Source organism: Streptomyces sp. NPDC048637 (assembly GCF_040650675.1).
Lineage (GTDB): Bacteria > Actinomycetota > Actinomycetes > Streptomycetales > Streptomycetaceae > Streptomyces.
Genome location: NZ_JBEZHQ010000051.1, coordinates 33,648 through 54,581 on the forward strand (window position 1 = coordinate 33,648; position 20,934 = coordinate 54,581).

22 protein-coding genes are annotated in these 20,934 nt (G+C 71.3%); 12 read left to right on the top strand and 10 right to left on the bottom strand.

The window, feature by feature from the left end:
- Positions 1 to 21 precede the first annotated feature (21 nt).
- From AB0C46_RS36850 to AB0C46_RS36860, 3 genes are all read left to right on the top strand, one after another.
- Positions 22 to 474, top strand: a complete 453-nt coding sequence (locus AB0C46_RS36850; protein ID WP_362833437.1) for a PPOX class F420-dependent oxidoreductase — start codon at positions 22 to 24, stop codon at positions 472 to 474.
- A 152-nt stretch (positions 475 to 626) separates the two neighbouring features.
- A complete protein-coding gene (locus AB0C46_RS36855; RefSeq protein ID WP_362833439.1) occupies positions 627 to 932 on the top strand; it encodes a hypothetical protein in 306 nt (101 codons plus the stop codon).
- 181 nt (positions 933 to 1,113) lie between these two features.
- A complete protein-coding gene (locus AB0C46_RS36860) occupies positions 1,114 to 1,443 on the top strand; it encodes a hypothetical protein (protein WP_362833441.1) in 330 nt (109 codons plus the stop codon).
- A gap of 442 nt (positions 1,444 to 1,885) precedes the next feature.
- Here AB0C46_RS36860 and AB0C46_RS36865 read toward each other — a convergent pair whose 3' ends face one another.
- Positions 1,886 to 2,881: a hypothetical protein gene (locus tag AB0C46_RS36865; RefSeq protein ID WP_362833443.1), complete on the bottom strand. Its 996-nt coding sequence runs from the start codon at positions 2,879 to 2,881 to the stop codon at positions 1,886 to 1,888.
- A 134-nt stretch (positions 2,882 to 3,015) separates the two neighbouring features.
- Here AB0C46_RS36865 and AB0C46_RS36870 point away from each other — a divergent pair, with 134 nt between their 5' ends.
- On the top strand, positions 3,016 to 3,726 hold the full coding sequence (locus AB0C46_RS36870; RefSeq protein WP_362833444.1) for a GDSL-type esterase/lipase family protein: 711 nt from the start codon (positions 3,016 to 3,018) through the stop codon (positions 3,724 to 3,726).
- Positions 3,727 to 3,765: 39 nt separating this feature from the next.
- Here the strand turns inward: AB0C46_RS36870 and AB0C46_RS36875 are convergent, their stop codons facing one another.
- Positions 3,766 to 4,353 (bottom strand): TetR/AcrR family transcriptional regulator, encoded by a 588-nt coding sequence (locus tag AB0C46_RS36875; protein WP_362833446.1) that lies wholly within the window; start codon positions 4,351 to 4,353, stop codon positions 3,766 to 3,768.
- Between the two features lie 191 nt (positions 4,354 to 4,544).
- Here AB0C46_RS36875 and AB0C46_RS36880 point away from each other — a divergent pair, with 191 nt between their 5' ends.
- Positions 4,545 to 5,804, top strand: a complete 1,260-nt coding sequence (locus AB0C46_RS36880; protein ID WP_362833447.1) for an MFS transporter — start codon at positions 4,545 to 4,547, stop codon at positions 5,802 to 5,804.
- Positions 5,805 to 5,861: 57 nt separating this feature from the next.
- Positions 5,862 to 6,860, top strand: a complete 999-nt coding sequence (locus tag AB0C46_RS36885; protein ID WP_362833448.1) for an aldo/keto reductase — start codon at positions 5,862 to 5,864, stop codon at positions 6,858 to 6,860.
- A 357-nt stretch (positions 6,861 to 7,217) separates the two neighbouring features.
- On the opposite strand, the gene thpR is transcribed toward AB0C46_RS36885, so the two are convergent.
- From thpR to AB0C46_RS36900, 3 genes are all read right to left on the bottom strand, one after another.
- Entirely contained in the window at positions 7,218 to 7,787 is a 570-nt protein-coding gene (gene thpR / locus AB0C46_RS36890; protein WP_362833450.1) for an RNA 2',3'-cyclic phosphodiesterase, read from the bottom strand.
- A gap of 89 nt (positions 7,788 to 7,876) precedes the next feature.
- Complete coding sequence (locus AB0C46_RS36895; RefSeq protein ID WP_362833451.1) at positions 7,877 to 9,325, bottom strand: MFS transporter; 1,449 nt, start codon at positions 9,323 to 9,325, stop codon at positions 7,877 to 7,879.
- Between the two features lie 28 nt (positions 9,326 to 9,353).
- Positions 9,354 to 9,818, bottom strand: a complete 465-nt coding sequence (locus AB0C46_RS36900; RefSeq protein ID WP_018089673.1) for a MarR family transcriptional regulator — start codon at positions 9,816 to 9,818, stop codon at positions 9,354 to 9,356.
- Between the two features lie 129 nt (positions 9,819 to 9,947).
- Here AB0C46_RS36900 and AB0C46_RS36905 point away from each other — a divergent pair, with 129 nt between their 5' ends.
- Complete coding sequence (locus tag AB0C46_RS36905; RefSeq protein ID WP_362833452.1) at positions 9,948 to 10,139, top strand: hypothetical protein; 192 nt, start codon at positions 9,948 to 9,950, stop codon at positions 10,137 to 10,139.
- Here the strand turns inward: AB0C46_RS36905 and AB0C46_RS36910 are convergent.
- Positions 10,132 to 11,604 (bottom strand): NCS2 family permease, encoded by a 1,473-nt coding sequence (locus AB0C46_RS36910; protein WP_362833453.1) that lies wholly within the window; start codon positions 11,602 to 11,604, stop codon positions 10,132 to 10,134. The two genes, AB0C46_RS36905 and AB0C46_RS36910, sit on opposite strands and share 8 nt — an antisense overlap.
- A gap of 296 nt (positions 11,605 to 11,900) precedes the next feature.
- Here AB0C46_RS36910 and AB0C46_RS36915 point away from each other — a divergent pair, with 296 nt between their 5' ends.
- From AB0C46_RS36915 to AB0C46_RS36925, 3 genes are all read left to right on the top strand, one after another.
- Positions 11,901 to 12,158 carry a DUF2530 domain-containing protein gene (locus AB0C46_RS36915; RefSeq protein ID WP_362833455.1) on the top strand — a complete coding sequence of 86 codons (258 nt, stop codon included), beginning with the start codon at positions 11,901 to 11,903 and terminating at the stop codon, positions 12,156 to 12,158.
- Between the two features lie 107 nt (positions 12,159 to 12,265).
- A complete protein-coding gene (locus AB0C46_RS36920; RefSeq protein ID WP_362833456.1) occupies positions 12,266 to 14,680 on the top strand; it encodes an HAD-IC family P-type ATPase in 2,415 nt (804 codons plus the stop codon).
- Between the two features lie 92 nt (positions 14,681 to 14,772).
- On the top strand, positions 14,773 to 14,943 hold the full coding sequence (locus AB0C46_RS36925; protein ID WP_362833457.1) for a hypothetical protein: 171 nt from the start codon (positions 14,773 to 14,775) through the stop codon (positions 14,941 to 14,943).
- On the opposite strand, the gene AB0C46_RS36930 is transcribed toward AB0C46_RS36925, so the two are convergent.
- Both AB0C46_RS36930 and AB0C46_RS36935 read right to left on the bottom strand, forming a co-directional pair.
- On the bottom strand, positions 14,930 to 15,310 hold the full coding sequence (locus AB0C46_RS36930; RefSeq protein ID WP_362833459.1) for a hypothetical protein: 381 nt from the start codon (positions 15,308 to 15,310) through the stop codon (positions 14,930 to 14,932). The genes AB0C46_RS36925 and AB0C46_RS36930 overlap by 14 nt on opposite strands.
- Complete coding sequence (locus AB0C46_RS36935; RefSeq protein ID WP_362833461.1) at positions 15,307 to 15,543, bottom strand: hypothetical protein; 237 nt, start codon at positions 15,541 to 15,543, stop codon at positions 15,307 to 15,309. The genes AB0C46_RS36930 and AB0C46_RS36935 overlap by 4 nt, the downstream gene beginning before the upstream one ends.
- Before the next feature lie 164 nt (positions 15,544 to 15,707).
- Here AB0C46_RS36935 and AB0C46_RS36940 point away from each other — a divergent pair, with 164 nt between their 5' ends.
- Both AB0C46_RS36940 and AB0C46_RS36945 read left to right on the top strand, forming a co-directional pair.
- Positions 15,708 to 16,547: a helix-turn-helix transcriptional regulator gene (locus AB0C46_RS36940; protein ID WP_362833462.1), complete on the top strand. Its 840-nt coding sequence runs from the start codon at positions 15,708 to 15,710 to the stop codon at positions 16,545 to 16,547.
- Entirely contained in the window at positions 16,531 to 16,746 is a 216-nt protein-coding gene (locus tag AB0C46_RS36945; protein WP_362833464.1) for a DUF397 domain-containing protein, read from the top strand. Before AB0C46_RS36940 ends, AB0C46_RS36945 begins: the two co-directional genes overlap by 17 nt.
- A gap of 71 nt (positions 16,747 to 16,817) precedes the next feature.
- Here the strand turns inward: AB0C46_RS36945 and AB0C46_RS36950 are convergent, their stop codons facing one another.
- Together AB0C46_RS36950 and AB0C46_RS36955 are read right to left on the bottom strand one after the other, a co-directional pair.
- Positions 16,818 to 17,405 (bottom strand): GNAT family N-acetyltransferase, encoded by a 588-nt coding sequence (locus AB0C46_RS36950; protein ID WP_362833465.1) that lies wholly within the window; start codon positions 17,403 to 17,405, stop codon positions 16,818 to 16,820.
- Between the two features lie 33 nt (positions 17,406 to 17,438).
- Positions 17,439 to 20,726 (bottom strand): molecular chaperone Hsp90, encoded by a 3,288-nt coding sequence (locus tag AB0C46_RS36955; protein WP_362833467.1) that lies wholly within the window; start codon positions 20,724 to 20,726, stop codon positions 17,439 to 17,441.
- Positions 20,727 to 20,934 lie beyond the last annotated feature (208 nt).

Below are 20,934 nucleotides of genomic sequence, written 5' to 3' on the forward strand. Positions count from 1 at the left end.
GGATGTGCCTGTATGGGACCCATGACGAAGCCCCCGAGCCCCGGACTCACCCCCTTCGAGCGGCAAGGGGCGATCGTGCTGACCTCGTACAAGCGGGACGGCACCGGTGTCGGCACACCGATGAACATCGCCGTCGACGGCGACCACGCCTATCTCCGTACGTACAGCAGCGCCTGGAAGGCCAAGCGCATGCGGAACTTCCCGGAGGTGGAGATCTGCCCCGCCACCTGGCGGGGCCGGCCCACCGGGCCCGGCGTCAAGGCGCGGGTACGGCTGCTGGATCCGCAGACCCGCGAATACCGGCGGGCCGAGCGCTCCCTGACCCGGAAGTACCCGCTGATCCACGGGCTGCTGGTGCCGTGGGTGCACCGGCTGCGCAAGCAGCGGACGCTCCATTACGAGCTGCGGCTGACCGAGGGAGACGGACCGGCGGGCACGGACCGGGCGGCGCCGGATGCGGGGCTCGGGACATAAGGCCGTCACCTCACCAACAGTGCATCGACAGGCAGAACAATCCACCCCAGACAACCGTACCCAAGATGAAAACGACCTCTAAACCACAAGATGCTTAACTGGCCCCCAACGCCCCGGCGTTGGGGGCCAGTTCGCTATTGAGAGGAAGCACAATGGAATCTGCAGAAACCGTCCAACACAAGGAAAAGCTCCGTGTGTCGGATGCGTGGTGGCTCACCGCCGGCGTCCTCGGTGTCGCCTCCCAGCTCATCACTTTCATCATCCGCACCGACGCCGCAGAACGCACAGGGTGGATCCTCTATTTAACGGCCTGGATCCCCCTCATCGCCGGTCTCATCCACTACAAGGCCAGCCGCAACCAGCGAGCCTTCCACCACACACGCATGGCATCCCTGCCGATGCTGCTTGTTGGCGCGGTCATGATCGCCTTCCACTGGGACGGCTTCCCGCTGCGGTAACCCGCAGACACGCGAAGCCTCATTGGCCGATAGGGCAATGCCCGAAGAACCAATACCGGCAGCTCCGCGTTCCCGAAAGACTCTTGTTCGGCCGATCGGATCATCCGGTCCAGGCGCGGCCGCCACGCGCTCTTCCTCTCCGTGGACCGGCCGCGCTTCCAAGCTGAGATGAGGAGTCTCCATGAACAGCAAGCTGCGCATAGCCGCCACCACCGTCGCCGCCGCCGTCGCCCTGGGCGTCGCCGCCCCGATGGCATCCGCCGTCGAAGCCAGCCGCACCCCCGCCGTCTCCTCGGTGCAGGTCGGCGCGGTCAGCAAGGCCGCTGACGTGAACACCATCACCGTCGCACTCAACAAGACCACCACGGGCGCCCACACCACCTCCCTGAAGAAGGTGGACCCCGAGGCGGAGAAGATCGCCAAGTCCATCGTCAGCTACATCAAGAAGAAGATGGGCAAGGCATACGCCAAGGCCAAGGCCGCCGCGGAGAAGGGCATCGCCGCCTTCTAGAAGTGGCTTGAGACGCTGTCCCCGACCAACCCGGTCCGCATCGTCCTCACCATTCCGGGCAACCACCTCATCCAGCTGGTGATCAGCTTCCTCCGCTAATCGTCCGCTGGTTAGTCACCAGCACCCCAGGAGACGAACGGTGGTCTCCGCGAGGGCCGGAATTCCACCCCTGTGGCTCCGGGCCTCGCCCCTTACCACCTCACCTGAAAGAAGCCGCGGAGCTGATCACCCGCCGCCTCACCGCACTCGCCCGCAGCGGCCTCCAGCCCCTCGCCCCGGCCGCCGTGCGCGCGGTGGTCCGCCAAGCCATCCGTGACCTCCGCACCGCCCCACCCCGGCCGCCGGACGGTCCGCCGGCCGATCCCGCGCTCGCCCAACTGCGCCGCACTGTCGACGACCTCGATAGGGACCTCGCCGCGCCCGGCCGCCGGCCCGAGCGCGGCTAACGTCGCCGCACCAGCCTCCGCAGCGCGACGACCAGGGCGGTGGCCACGGCGAGGACCATGGCCCCCTTGATGAAGCTGGGGTCCAGGTCCGTGTCCGAACTCCCCTTCCCGCCCTGGCCGTTGGCGCCGTCACCGTTCGCCGGGTCGTCCTTGGCCGCGTCCGGCAGCTGCTCGTCGCTCAGCCCGACCGGCTCGACCGCGCTGTCCGCGCCCTCGGAGCCGTACATCAGGGTGCGGCCGTCCGCGGTGAAGGTGACCGATTCGCCCTGCTGCTGGACCGGTACGCCCACGCTGCCGAGGTCCTTCGGGCGGCCGTCCTGCCAGCGGTAGATCCGGGCACCGAAGTAGCTGCGCAGCACCAGCCGGGTGCCGTCGGGGGAGAACGCGCCGTCGGTCACCCACAGATCGACCGGGGAGACCTTGCGGAAGGTGTTGGTGCCGGAGGCGGTGAGCCGCTGCGGGCCCTCGTAGAGGGCGCCCCCGCCGCCCTGCTTCTTGCTGGCGAGATAAACCCGGCCGGTTTTGGGGTGCACCATCATCGCCTCGGCGTCCCGCGGCCCGTCGGCGTATTTCACATCGAACTGGGTGGCGGTGACGGTGGTGTCGCGCAGCCGCTTCGGTTCGGGGAAGCGGTAGATCCAGACGTGGTTCCAGCTGCCGCCGAGGTTGTCGCCGATGTCGCCGAGGTAGAGGTCACCGTCCGGGCCGACCGAGATCGCCTCGACATCGCGGGGCGCGCCGATACCGCGCAGCGTGATGCGGGCGACCGTACGGCCGGACTTGCCGTCCACGGCGTAGACGTACGGGCCGTCGTCACTGTCGTTGTGGGTCCAGTAGATCCCGGGGTGCGCGCGGCTGGCGGCCAGCCCGCTGGACTCGGCGATCCGGGAATCGCTGAGGGTGAAGCCGTCGGGCTCGTCGGCGGCGGCGGGAACGACGGCCGCCGACCACAGGATTCCCGCGGCACCGGCCACGCACAGAAGCGAACGCATGGGCACAGACTGCCATCCCGGGCCGCGGCGCGGGGGCGCGGTGGCCGCTATGGCCCCGGCGCTCCGTGCCGTTCGAGCGCGGCGTGTCCAGCGTCACGTACCGGCCGGTAAGGGTTCTCGGCCATCATGTCCGGATGAGGATCATGTTCGTCGGTGACTCCATGACGATCGGTAGCACCGGCGATTTCACCTGGCGTTACCGCATGTGGCAGCACCTGAACGCGGCCTTCGGCGGGCCGTACCGCATCGTCGGGCCGCGTCACACGCTCCATGAACCCACTGCGGGCTCCGACACCTCATCCGCCTATGCCGACCCCGGCTTCCCCGAGGAGTCCCGCCGCCATCTCGCCGGGTGGGGCGAGGGCTGGCTGCACATGGCCCCGCTGATCGGCGACGCGGTGCGCCGGTACGAGGCCGACACCCTGCTGGTCTCGCTCGGCCTGATAGACCTCGGGTTCTATACGAACGCCGAGCAGACCGCGGAGAACGTCGGGCGGTTCGTGGCGCAGGCGCGAGCGGCGGCGCCGCACATCCGGGCGGTGCTGATGCCGGTGATCCCCAATGTGCGGGCGGCGGCGGACGCCGCGTTCGGTGCGGAGTGCGCACGCTTCAACGAGCTGCTGGCCAAGGCCGTCGCCGATCTCTCCACCCCCGCCTCACCGTTGCTGCTGGCCTCCGAACCGGCCGGGTGGGAGACCGGTCGCGCCACCTACGACGGAACCCATCCGTCGGAGTGGGGCGAGCATCTGCTGGCAGGGGCGTTCGCCGATGCGATGCACCAGGCGTGGGGCGTCGGCGGCCGGTACACCGCCGGCCCGCCGGTCGGAGCCGTACCATCCGTGTGAGGCCCCGGCCGGAACCGGTCAGGAGACGGCCGCCGCCGGTCAGGAGACGGCCGCCGCCGTCCAGGAGTCGGCCAGCGCACACAGCTGTGCCAGCGCCGCCTCGGTGCGCGCGCGGTCACCGGTGACCAGGAAGTCGGTCTGCAGTCCCGCGTAGGCGCTGTTGAGGAAGGTGGCGTGGACCCGCGCCGCCTCGGGGGCGAGGCCGCGGGCCTGCAAGGCACCGGCGACGAAGTCGGCACGGTCCGCGAGGAACTTGGGGACCCGGCCGCCGAGCCGGCCGGCCGCCGCCAGCCCCTCGATCTCGTGGATGAGCCGGGTCGCGCCGATGTTCCCGGGCTCCAGATGGCGCCGCCAGGAATCCCGCACGATCGCGCCGATGCCCCGCGAGGTGTCGTCCCAGCCCTCGGTGGCCCGCAGCTGCCCGTGCTGGATCTCGTCCAGCCGCTCCAGAACGGCCGTCAGCAGAGCGTCCTTGTCCGCGAAGTGGTGGGTGAGCACCCGTGTGCTGTGCCCGAGCGCCTGGGCCAGCGGGCGCAGGGAGAGGGTGGCGATCCCGGTCTCCGCGAGGTGGCCGATGGCCGCGTCGAGGATCTCGGTACGGCGGTGGGGGTCGCGGGGCCTGGCCATCGGTCGGACTCCTCGTGGTGCGGGGATTCTGGGTGGTGCGGCGATCTCTGGGGGCGTGGGGGGCTCTCTGGGGCGTGCGGCGATCTCTGGGGCGTGCGGAACGCTCCGAGCCCTCGGACCCTCGGACCCTCCGGCCCTCCGGTGGGACAGCACCCACCCTAATTAGGGAAACGAATGTTACGTTAATGGGTATGTTCACGACTCCCCCCGCGACTCCCCCGTTACGAGCGCGCCTCCCTGCCCCCTGGCTCTGTGCCCTCACCCTCTGCGCCTTCGCCCTCCAGACCGACGACTTCGTGATCGCCGGCGTACTGCCCGCACTCGCCCGCGGGCTGACCGTCGGTGAGGCCGCCGCCGGACAGCTCGTCACCGTCTTCTCCGTCGTCTGCGCGGTGGCCGCCCCGGTCGCCGCCGTCAGCACCGCCCGGCTCCCCCGCCGGGCCCTCCTCACCGCCGCGCTGACCCTCTTCTGCCTCGCCAACTTCGCCGTTCTCCTGGCGAGTTCCTACGTCATGCTGATGGCGTTACGGGTACTGGCCGCGCTCGCCGCCGCCGTCGCACTGCCCACCGCTCTCGCCGCGACCGCCCGGCTCGCGCCCCCGGAACGCCAGGGCCGCAGCCTCGCCACCGTCATGGCCGGGCTGACCGGCGCCATGGTGCTCGGTGTACCGGCCGGCACCTGGGCGGGGGCGGCGCTGGGCTGGCGGGCCACCTTCGTCCTGGGCGGGACGCTCGGGCTTGCGGCCCTGCTCCTCGTCCGCGGCACCCTCCCCGAGCTGCCGCCCGCCCCCGCCGCCCCGCTCGCCGCCCGCCTCCGCCCGATGGGCCGGCCCGCCGTCCTGTACGCCCTGCTCGCCGCGGCCGTCGCGGTGCTGGGCAATCTGCTGCTGCAGACCTATCTCGCGCCGTTCCTCCACGACCTGTCGGGCGTCACCCCCGGCACGCTCGGTCTGCTGCTGGCGCTCACCGGCGTCGTCGGCATCGCGGGCGCACGGGCGGGCGGCACGCTGGTGGACCGCCGGGGCGCCGGGGCCGCCTTCGCGACGGCGGCGCTGGTGTTCACCGCGGCCACGGCCGGGCTCGCCCTGTGCGGGGTGCGGCGGCCCGCGGCGCTCACCCTCGTCGTCCCGCTGCTGGCCGTATGGGCGGCCGCGGCGTGGGCGATGCCGCCCGCCGTACAGACCCGCGTACTGACGCTGGCCGGTTCCGCACACGGGCCGCAGGCGCTCGCGCTCACCAGTAGCGCGGTCTATGCCGGCGCCTCACTGGGCGGCGCCCTCGGCGGCCGGCTGCTCGCCTCGTACGGGCCCGGCGCCCTGCCGGTGGCGGCGGCCTGCTGCACACCGGTCGCGCTGCTGCTCTTCGCCGCGGCCGGACGCCGGCGGACCCGACCCGCCCCGCCGCGCCAGGGCGCCCTCGCCTCCTCCCTACAACCGCCGGAAGAACGCTGACCGCCACCCCGAACGGTCCTTGCTTCGAGCGCACTTCAAGGCGTTGGCTGGGCGACCATGAAGTACACACAGCTCGGACGCACCGGACTCAAGGTCAGCCGACTCGTCCTCGGGACGATGAACTTCGGGCCTCAGACGGACGAGGCCGACAGCCACACCATCATGGATGCGGCGCTCCACGCGGGCATCAACTTCTTCGACACCGCCAATGTCTACGGCTGGGGCGCCAACAAGGGCCGTACGGAGGAGATCGTCGGCTCGTGGTTCGCCAAGGGCGGCGGCCGGCGCGACAGGACCGTGCTGGCCACCAAGCTCTACGCCAACATGGCGCCGGACGACGGCAAGGTCTGGCCCAACCACGACAAGCTCTCCGCGCTCAACATCCGGCGGTCGGTGGACGCCAGCCTCAAGCGGCTCGGCACCGACTACATCGACCTCTACCAGTTCCACCACGTCGACCGGGACACGCCCTGGGACGAGATCTGGCAGGCCATGGACGTGCTCGTCCAGCAGGGCAAGATCCTTTACGTCGGCTCGTCCAACCACGCCGGCTGGCACCTCGCCCGCGCCAACGAGACCGCCGCCCGCCGCGGCTCGTACGGCCTGGTCAGCGAGCAGTGCCTCTACAACCTCGCCGAGCGCCGCGCCGAGATGGAGGTCATCCCGGCCGCCGAGGGCTACGGCCTGGGCGTCATCCCCTGGTCCCCGCTGCACGGCGGGCTGCTGGGCGGCGCCCTCCGCAAGGAGCGCGAGGGCGGCGCGGCCCGCTCGGTCTCCGGCCGCTCCGCCGACGCCCTCGCCAACTCCACGATCCGCACCCAGATCCAGTCGTACGAGGATCTGCTCGACAAGCACGGTCTGGAGCCCGGTGAGGTGGCTCTGGCGTGGCTGCTCACCCGGCCCGGTGTCACCGGCCCGATCGTGGGGCCGCGCACCGCGGACCAGCTCACCTCCGCGCTGCGGGCCGTCGAACTGACCCTCTCCGACGAGCTGCTCACCGCACTCGACGAGATCTTCCCCGGCCCCGGGCCGAGCCCGGAGGCCTTCGCCTGGTGAGCGGGTCCGGGACGGGTCTTCTGGGTCGGCCCGACTGATCCGCGAAAGGCCCGCTGATCCGGAGGCTCCCCCTGAACCGAAAGGCCCGCTGATCCGAAGGACCTGGAGCTGCTGATCCGAAGGACCTGCTGATCCGAAAGACCCGCCCAGTCGCCCGGCGGACGGTTCCGGCCGCCGGGCGACTGGGCGGGGGGCGCGGCAGCCGTCAGCGCAGCGCCGCCGCCACGATCACGACGACGAGCAGCAAGGCGAGCAGACCGGACATGATCCGGTTACGGGTTTTGGGATCCACCCTCTGAGCGTAACCGGGGCGGGTCCGAACGTTTCAGCGGGCCGGGAAGGCGCGGCCGCCGGGCCTCAGTGGCCCAGCGGCCAGGAACCCACCGTTTCGTACCGGGGCTGCTTGCCCGCCACGCCGGGCACGGGGGGATGGCTGCGCACCAGGGCGAGGGCACCGACCGTCCAGGAGGTGCCGGCGAAGTCCTTGAGGGCGGTCGCGTACGGCCGGAGGTCCAGGTCGGGGGTGCGGTTCCGGGCGAGGGTGAGGTGGGGGGTGTACGGGCGGTGCTCGTCGTCCATGGCGAGGCCGGCCCGGCGGGCCGCCGCGGAGGCCGCGTCGGCCAGCCTGCGCATGGCGGGGCGGTCGCCGTCGGCCCCGGCCCACACCACCCGGTCGGAGAAGCGGCCGCCGCCGGCGATCCGCAGCTCGTAGGGGTCGCGGCGATGGGCGGCGCGGGCCAGCCGCTCGGACAGCTCGGGGACGGTCTCCTCGGGCACCTCACCGTAGAAGGCGAGGGTGAAGTGCCAGCTGTCCCGCCCGGTCCACCGCAGCCGGTCGGCGGCCGGGAGCTTCTTCAACTGCGCCACCTCGGCAGCCAGTTCCTCGATCGCGGGAGCGGGGGGCAGGACGGCGGCGAAGAGTCTCATGCGGCCAGTGTGGCGCAGCGCACCGGCCGTCCGGCCGGCACGACGTACGCCGGCCCGGCCCCGCGGGGCCGGGCCGGGGGTGCGGTCCGCTATGCCGCCGGTGCCAGCTCCTTCTCCTGCTCCTTCTCCTGCTCCGCGGACGGAGCGGGCGCGGGGCCCCGGGGTACGAATGCGAGGTGCTGACGGCCGCGGCGCAGGTCGATCTTGAGGCGCAGACCGCCCACCCTGGCGAGGATCAGGCCGATGAGGACGGCGGCCGCCAGGGAGACCGCACCGCCCGCCATGAAGCCGATCCGCGGGCCGAAGCTGTCGGTGATCCAGCCGACCAGTGGTGCGCCGAGCGGGGTGCCGCCGACGAAGACCATCATGAACAGGCTCATCACCCGGCCGCGCATCAGCGGATCGGTGGCCATCTGGACGCTCGAATTGGCCGTGACATTGATCGTCAGGCCGACCGTGCCGATCAGGACCAGCAACGCCGCGAAGACCCAGAACGACGGGGCGAGCGCGGCCGCGATCTCCAGCACGCCGAAGACCATCGCCGCCCCCACCAGCAGCCGCAGCCGGGAGGTCGCACGGCGGGCCGCGAGCAGCGCGCCGATCAGTGAACCGGCCGCCATCAGCGCGTTGAACAGGGAGTACGTCCCCGCGCCCTGGTGGAAGACATGGTGGACGAACGCGGTCAGCCAGATCGGGAAGTTGAAGCCGAAGGTGCCGATGAAGCCGACCAGGACGATGGGCCAGATCAGGTCGGGGCGGCCCGACACGTACCGCAGGCCCTCCCGCAGCTGGCCCTTGCTGCGCGGGACGCGCTCGACCTTGTGGAGTTCGGCGGTGCGCATCATCAGCAGGCCCGTGAGCGGGGCGATGAACGAGAGGCCGTTGAGCAGGAAGGCCCAGCCGCTGCCGAAGGCGGTGATCAGGACACCGGCGACGGCGGGCCCGATCAGCCGCGCGGACTGGAAGTTGGCGGAGTTCAGGCTGACGGCGTTGCGCAGCTCGTCCTGGCCGACCATCTCGGAGACGAAGGCCTGCCGGGAGGGGTTGTCGAGGACGGTGACCAGGCCGAGGACGAAGGCGACCAGGTAGACGTGCCAGACCTGCACATGCCCGCTCAGCGTGAGCACGGCGAGGGCCAGGCCGGTGAGGCCCATGGCGGACTGGGTGAACAGCAGCAGCTTGCGCTTGGCGAAACGGTCGGCGATGACGCCGCCGTAGAGCCCGAAGAGCAGCATCGGCAGGAACTGCAGCGCGGTGGTGATGCCGACCGCGGTGGACGATCCGGTGAGGCTCAGCACCAGCCAGTCCTGGGCGATGCGCTGCATCCAGGTGCCCGTGTTGGACACCATCTGGCCGGTGGCAAAGAGGCGGTAGTTGCGTATTCGCAGAGAACTGAACGTGCCCTTGCGCGGTGTGGCGGCGGGGCCAGCGGCGATACCCGGGGCGGTGCCCTGAGTGGTCGCGGTCGCGTCGTCGGAAACCGTGTCTTCGTGGGAGTTCGGTGCGGGGGCGGAGTGTGCTCCGGATCCCGTACTCAAAGTGGGTTCGCCTCCTCGGCCTCGGGTTCTACAGCTGTGCGAGCTTCTCCAGTACGGGCGCGGCGGCCCGCACCTTCGCCCACTCGTCCTCGTCCAGCCCGGAGGCCAGCTCGGCGAGCCAGGCGTTGCGCTTACGGCGGCTCTCTTCGAGCATCGCCTCGGCCTGCTCGGTCTGCGTGACGACCTTCTGGCGGCGGTCGTCGGGGTGCGGTTCGAGCCGGACCAGTCCCTTGGCCTCCAGCATGGCCACGATGCGGGTCATCGACGGCGGCTGCACATGCTCCTTGCGGGCCAGCTCGCCGGGGGTGGCATGGCCGCACCGGGCGAGGGTGCCGAGCACCGACATCTCGGTGGGGCTCAGCGATTCGTCGACCCGCTGGTGCTTGAGTCGGCGCGACAGGCGCATCACGGCGGACCGCAGAGCGTTCACCGCGGCCGCGTCGTCGGGGGGCACCTCCGGCCCGTCGGGCTGAAGGGAGGACAGTTCCGGCATGGTCTTTAGCGTAACTCATTACCCTTTCTAAGGAAAGCCGGGGGTGCCGTATCCCGCAGGTCACCCATATGAGTGAGGGCGCGGCCGAAAGTGACGCACCTGACCGCGTACGGACGGGACCGTGTCCGGATGGGATCGCGAGTGCTCAGCCTGCGGGTGGACGGGGAGCTGCTGGAGCGCATTCGGCAGCACGCCGCAAAACGCGGAATGAGCGTCCAGGACTATGTCGTCCGGACGCTCATTCGCGAGGATTTCGACGAGCGGTTCAAGTCCTCCGTCGACGAGACGGAGAAGCTGGGGGTCCGCTGGCCGGCTACTTGACCCCCAGCGCCTGCTCGATCGGGTCGAGCAGGAAGTAGACCAGGAAGCAGAAGCCGACCGCGTTCAGCAGCCAGGGGATCTCCTTGACCCGGCCGGTCGCCGCGCGCAGCAGGATGAAGGCCAGGACGCCGATGCCGATGCCGTTGGTGATGCTGTAGGTGAACGGCATCGAGATGATCGTCAGGAACGCCGGGATGCCGAGGGTGAAGTCGCCCCAGTCGATGGCCTGCACGTTCGAGGCCATGATCAGGAAGCCGACGACCACCAGCGCGGGCGTCGCGGCCTGCGAGGGGACGACCGTCGCCAGCGGCGTGAAGATCAGCGCGAGCAGGAAGAGACCGCCGGTCATCAGGTTCGCGAGGCCCGTACGGGCGCCCTCGCCGACACCGGCGGTGGACTCCACGAAGCAGGTGTTGGCGGAGGCGGAGCCGAAGCCGCCGCCCGCGACCGCGATGCCGTCGACCATCAGGATGCGGCCCATGTTCGGCAGCTGGCCGGTCTCGTTGTTCAGCAGCCCGGCCTCCTCGCCGACGCCGATGATGGTGCCCATCGCGTCGAAGAAGCCGGAGAGCAGCACGGTGAAGACGAACAGGCAGCCGGTCAGTACGCCGACTTCCTGGAAGCCGCCGAAGAGGCTGATCTGACCGATCAGACCGAAGTCCGGGGTGTCGATGATCTTCTCCGGGACATTGGGGACCGCCAGGCCCCAGGACGCGTCCGGGATGTCGACGAGGGCATTGATGACGATCGCGAGGACCGCCATCGAGACCATGCCGATCAGGATCGCCCCCCTGATCTTGCGCACGATCAGCACGAACATCAGCGCCAGGCCGATGACGAAGACCAGCACCGGCCAGCCCTTGAGCTGTCCGCCCTGCCCCAGGCCCATCGGGACGGTGGTGTGCGCGGCGTCCGGGTTACGGGTCACAAAGCCCGCGTCGACCAGGCCGATCAGCGAGATGAACAGGCCGATGCCGATGGCGATGGCCCGCCGCAGCCCGTTGGGGATCGCGTCCATCACCCGCTGCCGCAGACCCGAGGCGACCAGGATCATCAGCACCAGACCGGCGAGCACGACCATGCCCATCGCGTCCGGCCAGCTCATCTTGGGGGCGAGCTGCAGCGACACCACGGCGTTGATACCGAGGCCGGCGGCGATGGCGATCGGGACGTTGCCGATGAGGCCCATCAGGACCGTGCTCAGTCCGGCCATCAGCGCGGTGGCGGTGACCAGCTGGGCGTTGTCGAGCTGATGGCCGAACTTATCGACTCCGGCACCGAGAATGATCGGGTTCAGCACGATGATGTAGGCCATCGCGAAGAACGTCGCCAGACCACCGCGCAGTTCGCGGCCGACCGTCGACCCCCGCTCGGAGATCTTGAAGAAGCGGTCGAAGCCGTTCTTGGGGGGCTTCGGACCTGGGTCTTTGAGGGTGTCGACCGGCGTGGTGGCCGAGGGGGACATGCGGGACCTCAGTCGGACGGGCCTGGGCAGGCGCGGGGGCCCGAGGGCCCGGAACATGTACAGAAGGAGAAACAAACCGGTTCTGGTTGGACGAATAGACGAGCCAAACCAGCCGTATCCAGAAAGGTTCAGTATGAATAAACAATGCACTGATCGCTATCTCCGCGCGTAGACCCTGGTGGCGGACGGGTCTCGTGGCAGGCGCCCCACGCGCTCCCCAGACCCTGTTCCCGGCCACCCACCCGTGCCCACCGCCGCCCGCGGAGCCCTCACCCGCTCCCCGTAAGCTGAGCACCATGTGGAAGAAGTCCGAACTGCGCGAGGCCCCGGCGCCGCTCGAAGGCCCTGTCGTCGGCACCATCACCGGCGGCACCATCATCTGGTTCGTGCTCTTCCTCGGCCAGCTCCCCTTCTACGGATGGTTCGCCGACAACGGCCACACCTGGTGGGTGTGGACCTGTCTGGCCGGCGGCGGCCTGGGCCTGGTGGGCATCTGGTACGTCCGCGGACGCGATGCCGCGCTCAAGCGCGCCGCGGCGGCCGACCGCTCCTGAACACCGCGGCCCCTCCCCCGGCGGCCCGCCCCCTTGGGGGTGCCGTCCCGGGACGCACTCGCCCGGCCAGCGGGTGAAGTGCGCATTCCGCCCGTAACGTCGGGGGCATGACGGAGCGGGCGAGGACCGACGTCGAGCAGTCCGGGCCGGGTGGTGAGCCCGCCCGGCGGGCCGCCCGGGAACCGGTCAACCGCGGACTGACCACCGCCGAGGTCGCGGAGCGGGTCACCCGGGGCGAGGTCAATGACGTCCCCGTACGGTCCTCCCGCTCGGCCGCCGAGATCGTCCGCGCCAATGTCTTCACCCGCTTCAACGCCATCATCGGCGTGCTCTTCGTGATCATCCTGATCGTCGGGCCGATCCAGGACGGCCTGTTCGGTTTCGTGATCGTCGCCAACACCGGCATCGGCATCGTCCAGGAGCTGCGCGCCAAGAAGACCCTGGACAACCTGGCGGTCATCGGTGAGGCCAGACCGACCGTCCGGCGCGACGGGCTCACCGAGGAGATCCCCACCTCCGCGGTGGTGCTCGACGACATCATCGAACTCGGGCCCGGCGACAAGGTCATCGTCGACGGCGAGGTGCTGGAGAGCGACAGCCTGGAGATCGACGAGTCGCTGCTGACCGGCGAGGCCGATCCGGTCCTCAAGAAGCCCGGCGAACAGGTGATGTCCGGCAGCTTCGTGGTCGCGGGCGGCGGCGCCTTCACCGCGACCAAGGTCGGCCGGCAGGCGTACGCGGCCCAGCTCGCCGAGGAGGCCAGCCGGTTCACCCTGGTCCACTCCGAACTGCGGACCGGCATCAGCCAGATCCTCAAGTACGTGACCTGGATGATGATCCCGACCGCGATCGGCCTGATCCTCAGCCATCTGCTCACGCTCGGCCTGCCCGGCGACGAGGCCATCCGCCGGATGGTGGCCGGCATCGTGCCGATGATCCCCGAGGGCCTGGTGCTGCTCACCTCCGTCGCCTTCGCGATCGGCGTCATCCGGCTCGGCCGCAAGCAGTGCCTGGTCCAGGAGCTGCCCGCGATCGAGGGCCTGGCCCGGGTCGATGTGGTCTGCCTGGACAAGACCGGCACGCTCACCGAGGGCGGTATGGACGTCCACGGGCTGCGGACGCTCGACGGCGACGAGGCGTACCTCCGGCAGGTGCTGGGCGCCCTCGGCGAGTCCGACCCGCGGCCCAATGCCTCCCTGCAAGCGATCATCGAGGCGTATCCGGCGGACGGCGGCTGGCGCTGCATCCAGTCGCTGCCGTTCTCCTCCGCCCGGAAATACAGCGGCGCGTCCTTCAACGGCCCGGACGGCGAGAGCAGCACCTGGCTGCTCGGCGCCCCGGACGTGCTGCTGCCGGCCGGCGACCAGCGGCTCACCGAGACCGACGCGCTCAACGCGCAGGGCCTCCGCGTCCTGCTGCTGGCCCGCGCCGACCGGGAACTGGACGACCCCGACATCACCCGCGGCGTCCGGCCCGCCGCGCTGGTCATCCTGGAACAGCGGCTGCGTCCGGACGCCCCCGACACCCTGCGCTACTTCGAGGAGCAGGGCGTCCGGGCCAAGGTGCTCTCCGGCGACAACGCGGTGTCGGTGGGCGCGGTGGCCGGCAAGCTGCGGCTGCCGGGCGCGGACGCCCCGGTGGACGCGCGCGAACTGCCCAGCGAACGGGACGCGATGGCGGCCGAGATCGAAGCAGGCGCGGTGTTCGGCCGGGTCACCCCGCAGCAGAAGCGGGACATGGTCGCCGCACTGCAGAAGCGCAGCCACAACGTCGCGATGACCGGCGACGGCGTCAACGACGTGCTGGCCCTCAAGGACGCCGACATCGGCGTCGCGATGGGCTCCGGCTCCGAGGCGACCCGCGCCGTCGCCCAGATCGTCCTGCTCAACAACAGTTTCGCGACGCTGCCTTCGGTCGTCGCCGAGGGCCGCCGGGTCATCGGCAACATCACCCGCGTCGCCACCCTCTTCCTCACCAAGACGGTCTACTCCGTCCTGCTGGCGATCCTGGTGGCCTGCTGGCAGATCCCCTACCCATACCTGCCGCGGCACCTGACCCTGCTCTCCACCCTCACCATCGGCATCCCCGCGTTCTTCCTCGCCCTGGCCCCCAACAAGGAACGCGCCCGCCCGCACTTCGTCCGCCGGGTGATGCGCTACGCGATCCCGTCCGGCCTCATCACCGGCGCCGCCGCCTTCGCCACCTACCTGCTCGCCCGGAGCTACTACACCGGCCCGGACGCCCTGCCCGCCGAGACCAGCGCGGCGACCCTGACCCTCTTCCTCACCGCGATCTGGGTCCTGGCGATCATCGCCCGCCCCTACACCTGGTGGCGGATCGGCCTGGTCCTGGCGATGGGCCTGGCCTTCGTCATCGTCCTGGTCACACCCGGGCTCCAGACCTTCTTCGCCCTGCGCCTGGTCGGCACGACGATGCCGTGGGCGGCCGTCGCCCTCGCGGTGGTGGCAGCCGTCCTGCTGGAGATCACCTGGCGGTGGGTGGGGCGGCGGTTCCCGGCCTGAACGGGTGACCACCACCCCGACGCCGTATCGTCCCGGTCACAGAACCGGTCCCGGGATGGCCACGCCCCCCGCCCCCGCCTACTCTCCGCCCCATGACCTTCCACCCGGGGGACCTCACCTACGAGGTGCTGGCGCGCACCCACCGCTCCCACCACTACCACTCCGGCGGCGATGGCGTCCTCGACTGGTGGGAGTGGCTGATCCTGGTCGTCGGCGCGGTCGCGGTGATCTGGGCGCTGGTGAGGAAGTTCAGCTCGGACTGAGACGGCCGCTGCCGGCCGGGCCGGCGCCGGAAGACCGGCCCTCTGCCTCGCGCCCGTCGAGGCCGTCCAGGGAGCGGTCGGCGGAGCGCAGACGCGCGCCCCTGCTCTCCGCGATACGCCGCACATCCCCCAGGGAGTCGGTCAGCCCACGGGCCAGGAAGCGCAGCTCCTGGGCGCTCGCCCGCTGACAGGCGAGCAGGTCCTCCGCGTGGCCGATGAGGTCGTCCGCCATGCCGAGTTGCAGGTGCTCGATGTCGTCGGCAACGCGGGAGACGTAGCCCGTGCCGTCCCCCAGGAGATAACAAGGGTTGCCATCAGCACTTGACCAGGGCAGGAGCCGTACGGGGGCGGGGTGTTCCTCCGTCACGCCACGGCCTCCAGCCCGTGGGCGCGCTCGTACGCGACGAGGTACGGGCGCACGAGGCGGGTCGCCTCGCCGCGGACCACAGTTACGCGCGCGACGCGCGGACGGCGCACGGCGGGAACGGCTTCCGGGCGCTCCCTCGCCACGTCGGCACGAGCGGCGGCCCTGCGACGGCCCGAGGGCGGGAAGAACCGGCACAGCAACGGCCCGAAAAGTTTCGCGATAGCGTCATTCATGTCGTCGACCTCCAAAGGGCTGATGACCACACCCCCGGACCGTTGCAGCGGTCGCGGGGGCCTTTTCGTCATCACTCAGCATTGCTGACGGAATACGCTGAGTGCACGCTGTACGTGTCACCAAAGTCCGCCAGTGGACAGCGAGTTGAAGGTGTGTTCGAGCAATGGAGCTGAACAACGAGGACGATGACAGGGCCACCCCGCGCACGGTGCTGGGGCGGCGCTTACGCCGCCTGCGGGAGGCCGCGGGCCTTTCGCAGCGGGCCCTCGCCGACAAGGTCGGTTACCCGCACACGTACCTCAGCCGGGTGGAGCGCGGGGAGCAGCTGCCGTCCGAAGCGCTGGCCGAGGCCCTGGACGCACACTTCGCCACGGACGGACTCTTCGTCGAGCTGCTGTCCATGGCGCAGGATGCGTCGATTCCGGACTACGGACGGGCCATCCTCGAAAGCGAGGGAAAGGCAGCTCGCATTCAGGTCTTCGGCAGCAGCCTGATCCCGGGACTTTTGCAGACCAAGGATTACGCACGCGCCCTGTTCCGCACATCGCTGGCCGGCGAGTCCGTGGAACGGATAGAGGAGCATGTCGCCACGCGAATGCGCCGTAAGCGCGTATTCGAAAAGGCGGATTCTCCGCTGTACTGGGCAATCATGGATGAAGCGGCACTGAAGCGCCCCATCGGGGGATCAGCGTGCATGTGCGGGCAAATTCGGCATGTACTCAAGGCGGTTGAGTCCCCCCAAGTCGCGCTTCAGGCACTACCTTTCAGCCAGGGGGAACACCCCATGCTGGGAGGCAGTTTGAGCCTTCTCACCCTTGGCAGCGGAGCTACGATCGCATACGTCGAGAGCTTCTTTTCCGGGGAACAGGTGGAGTCACCGGGAAAGATTCTTGAGCTCACGCACATGTTTGACATCGCTCGCTCCAAGGCGCTGCCGGAGAGAGAAACTCTCGACCTGCTCAGCGCCTACCTGAGAGAGTACGAGGATGAAGACGATTCCTGACGCGTCCGCACTGAGCAGGTGGCGCAAGTCCAGCTACAGCAACGGCCAGGGAGCCGAGTGCATCGAGGTCGCCGACGGGCTCCACGGTGCCGTACCCGTCCGTGACTCCAAGAATCCGCACGGCCCCGCGCTGGTCTTCCCGACTGCCGGCTGGTCGTCGTTCCTCACCGCCGTCAAGAGCGGCAAGTTCGGCAACTGAGCCACCGCGCCACCCACCACGCGCGACCGGCCCCCGTCACACCCATCGCGACGGGGGCCGCCCGCTTCCCCTCACACATCGCCCTGGACACGGGCGTGAAGGTGCATATCGTGCCAGCCGTCCTGTTGCAGATGGGCGCTGCGACGGGTGCCCTCCAGGGTGAAGCCGGACTTGGTGGCCACCCGGCAGGAGGGCTCGTTGGCGGTCGAGTGGGCGAGTTCGAGGCGGTGGAAGCCGGCCTCGTCCAGGGCCCAGGCGGCCAGCGTGGCGAGGGCGCGCGAGGCGACGCCGGTGCCGCGGGCGTGCGGCAGGACCCAGTACGCGCACTCTGCTTCGCCCTGCTCCAGATCCATCCGGCGCAGGCCCGCCCGTCCGAGGATCTCGCCGCCGTCGGCCCGGGTGACGGCCCACTGGGCGTCCCGCTCCTGCTGCCAGGAGCGGTGGGAGGCCGCGATCCACTCCCGCGCCTCTGCCGGGGACGTGACGTGGTGCATGTGCCAGCGCCGGATCCCCTGGTCCTGGTAGGCGGCTTGCAGGGCGGGGGCGTCGGCTGTCTCCCAGGGCCGCAACAGTAACTCGCCGCCGGGTGAACGGAGAGAAGGCTGGGAGGTGGCCGAGAGGGCTCCGGCGGGGAGGGCCGGAGTGATCGCGAGAGGCATGGGCGGCATCATCTCCCCGCTACGGCCTCGCCGTCAGTCGAACCACCGCGCCCGCGCCAACTCATCCCCCCGCTCCGGGTCCTCCAACAGGGCGGCGACCTCGAAGCGGCGGGGCCACTGGCCCGCGGCCCAGGCGAGGCCCGCCGCCACGCCCTCCAGGGTGGCGGCGTGCAGGGTGCCGTCGGGCGTGTAGCGCCAGTCCAGTTCGGCGGTGTCGTCCGGGCCGTCGCCGACGAGGAGTTCCTCGTGCTCCTGGTACGCCTCGGGGGTGGCGGCGCCGAGCAGGACCCGTACGGCCTCGGGGACCTCGTGCCGTACGCCCTCGGAGCGCACCTCGGCGCTGACCGCCTCGCTCAGCCGCCGTACCTGCAGCAGCTCGGCCAGCTCGGCGGCGCGGGCCGGCCGTACCGGCAGCAGGGCGAGACCGGCCGCCAGCGGCACCAGGTCCGGGGCGTCGGCGACCACGGCGTCGGCCGCGTCGACCACCCGGACCTCCTGGTCGCGCACGGTCCGCAGCTCGTCCGGCAGGGTCACCTGGTCGGGGTCCAGGTCCGCCAGCAGGCCGTAGACCGCGTGCAGTTGTGCGGCGCCGACGGTCAGGTCAGGGTCGGCGAGCCGGGACAGCAGTTCCGCCGCGCCGCCCGGCTCGTCGAGGAGGGCGGCGACCGAGGTGCGGACGCCGAGGGCACGGAGCACCTGGGCGTCGACGTCGCCCGCGTCCGCGGACTCGTACAGTCCGGCCAGCAGCGGGTCGCCGCCCGCCGAGCGCAGACCGGCGGGCCGGCGGCCGTCCAGCACCGGGTGTCCGCGCAGCCACCAGGCGGTGTACGGGCGGACGGACTCGGTGGTGCCGTCGGGGAGCAGGACGCGTACGGGCGCGGTCAGGGCGTCGCGCAGCGGCGGCTGGGACAGCATCGCCAGCACCTGCGGCCAGGCGTCGTCGTCGACCAGGTCGAGGTCGCGGACCGCGACGAGTTCGGTCACCACCGGCGGGACGGGGGTATCCGGCAGCGCGTCGAGGATGTCCTCGCACCACACATCCACCGCGTCCAGCAGTCCGACGTCGTCCGGCTCGGCGAAGTCGCCCTCACGGGGATCCATTTCGTCCGGGTCGAGCACCACATCGGTGGCCCGCACCAGTGCGAAGGCAGCCATCACGCCCACGGCCGTCAGCGGCTGCTCGCCCCACCGCTCGGCCAACTCCGCGTCACAGGCCGCGATTTCGCCCTCACGGATGACACGCTCGAAGTCGCTGCCCGGGTACACCAGCTCGCCCGCCGGCGCCAGCTCCCCGTCCTCGTCGGGCAGCGCGAGCGCCCCGAGCCAGGGTTCGTCGCCCGGCGCGAGATTGGCGTCCCGGACCAGCGCGAGCACCGTCTCCGCCAGCTCCTCCGCGCCCAGCGGGGCCCCCGGCCCGCCGCCCAGCTCGTCGGCGAAGACGTCGTAGGCGTCCTCGTCGGCCTCCAGTGAGTTCGCCACCGCCGCCTGCACCTGGGGCGTGGTCAGCACGGCGCGCGGGGCGGCCGGGGTGGCGCCCAGCTTCTCCAGCAGCGGGTGGACCGCGTCGGGGTGGGCGACCTTCAGGCCGAGCCGGGCGAGCGTACGGTGCCGCGCCGCGGCGTCCTCGTCAGGGCCGCCGCCGGGCAGCGGCAGCAGCACCTGACGCGGCCCGATCGTGGTCCGTACGCTGCCCGTCGCGCCGCCGGGCCCCTGGCCGGCCGTGCCCGCCAGCGGCACCGGCAGCCCGCTGAGCCGGTCCGGGTCGGTACCGGCCAGCGCGTCATAGAGCCGCCACCACCAGCCGGGCGACCGTTCCACGCCCGCCAGCCGGTCGATCATCTCGCCGAGCGGCACCCGGGCCACGCCCAACGCCCGCAGCTCCGGACGGCGTTCGAGCCCGGCCGGCAGCAGACTGGGGAACAGCTCGGCCAGCACGCCCACGGCCGCCGCGCCCGCACCCTCCACCAACTCGGCGTCCACCGGACGCAGGACGTACCGGTCCACACCGCCGTCGCCCTCGTCCCACTCGTCCGCCGGCGCTGCCTCGGGCTCGGCCGTACGCCCGCCGGCCGGCGCGCCCGCGCTCGGCAGGAACCGCACCCGCGGCAGCAGTTCCAGCACCTGCCGGCGCAGCTCACCGTCCAGACCGCCCTTGCCCAGCGGGCCCGGCACCAGATCGAGGGTGCCGACGGACACCGGCTGCCAGTCGCCCAGCAGCGCCGCATACGCCGCGGCCGCCCGCCCCACCAGGAAGTCCGTCAGCGGACCCGGCGCGACATGCCGACGGGTCGGCTCCAGCGGGAACGACGCGATCAGCAGCGCGGGCAGCCCCAGCGGCTCGTCCGTCGGCGTCGGGGCATGCACCACCGCCGCCGTCCCCGGCCGCACCGGTGCGCCCTCGCCGTCCACGGGCACCGCCCAGGTCACCGACCAGGCCGGCCGCAGCCGCTCCTCGACCGGCCGGTCCGCCAGCAGCGCCGGGTCCAGCGGACCGCCGTCGCTCGCCACCCGCCACCGGGTGGCGCCCCGCTCACTGTCCTCGATCAGGACGTACGGGCCGTCCTGGCTGCGCCGCAACTCCCGTACGCCCTCCGGGGTCTCGACCACGACCTCGGCCAGCCCCGGCAGCGTCAGCAGCAGCGCCGCATCGATCCCGTTCAGCAGCCGCTCGGCGAGATCCTGCGCCGCGACGTCCCGCAGCGGCAGCACGACGGCCGTGTCATACCCCTCGGGCGCTCCGCCCTCCGCGGGCAGCGGCAGCCGCAGCAGCGGGACATGCCCGTCCCGGCGGCGCAACTCACCGCCCAGACCGGGGCTGTGCGCCGCCACCTCTTCCGCCATCGCCCGCGCCTCGGCCAGCGACCAGCGGACCCCGCCGGTACGGCCCACCAGCGCCGGCTCGTCACTCACCGACAGCACCGCGGCGAAGCCGACGCCGAAGCGGCCGACCGCGCCGGCCGCCACACTGGGCTCCCGCTTCGCGGAGGCCCGCAGCGTCGACAGCGACTCGACGCCGGTGGCGTCCAGCGGAGCGCCGGTGTTGGACGCGACGAGTACGGCGGGCGCGTCACCGTTGGCCGCGTGCAGGGTCAGCCGCAGCCGGCCGGGGACGCCGGCGCGGGCCGCCGCGTCCGCCGCGTTCTGCGCCAGCTCCACGGCGAGCCGGTCGCGGTAGCCGCCGAGCGCGAGGTCCTCCTCGGCGTTGGCATCCTCCCGGAACCGGGCCGGCGAGGTGGCCCAGGCATCCAGCACACCACGCCGCAGTCGGGCCGTCCCGAACGGGTCTCCGGCTGCGCCTCGCACCCACGACGTCGCTGTCACTGTCGGTCTCCCTTAAGCGTGTGTCGGTGGGCCCGACGGTATCGCCCCACGTTGTTGGGTGCGGCGCCGTGTCCCCGCCGGTGGATTCTTTTCCCGCCTGTCGGCGGGAGGGTGGGGGTGTGTATGGGGTGGGGCCCCGGTTTGTGGTGGGTGCCGGTGGCGGGGCCTCCGGGGTGGGTGTTCGGACTGCTTCGCTTTACGTCCGAAC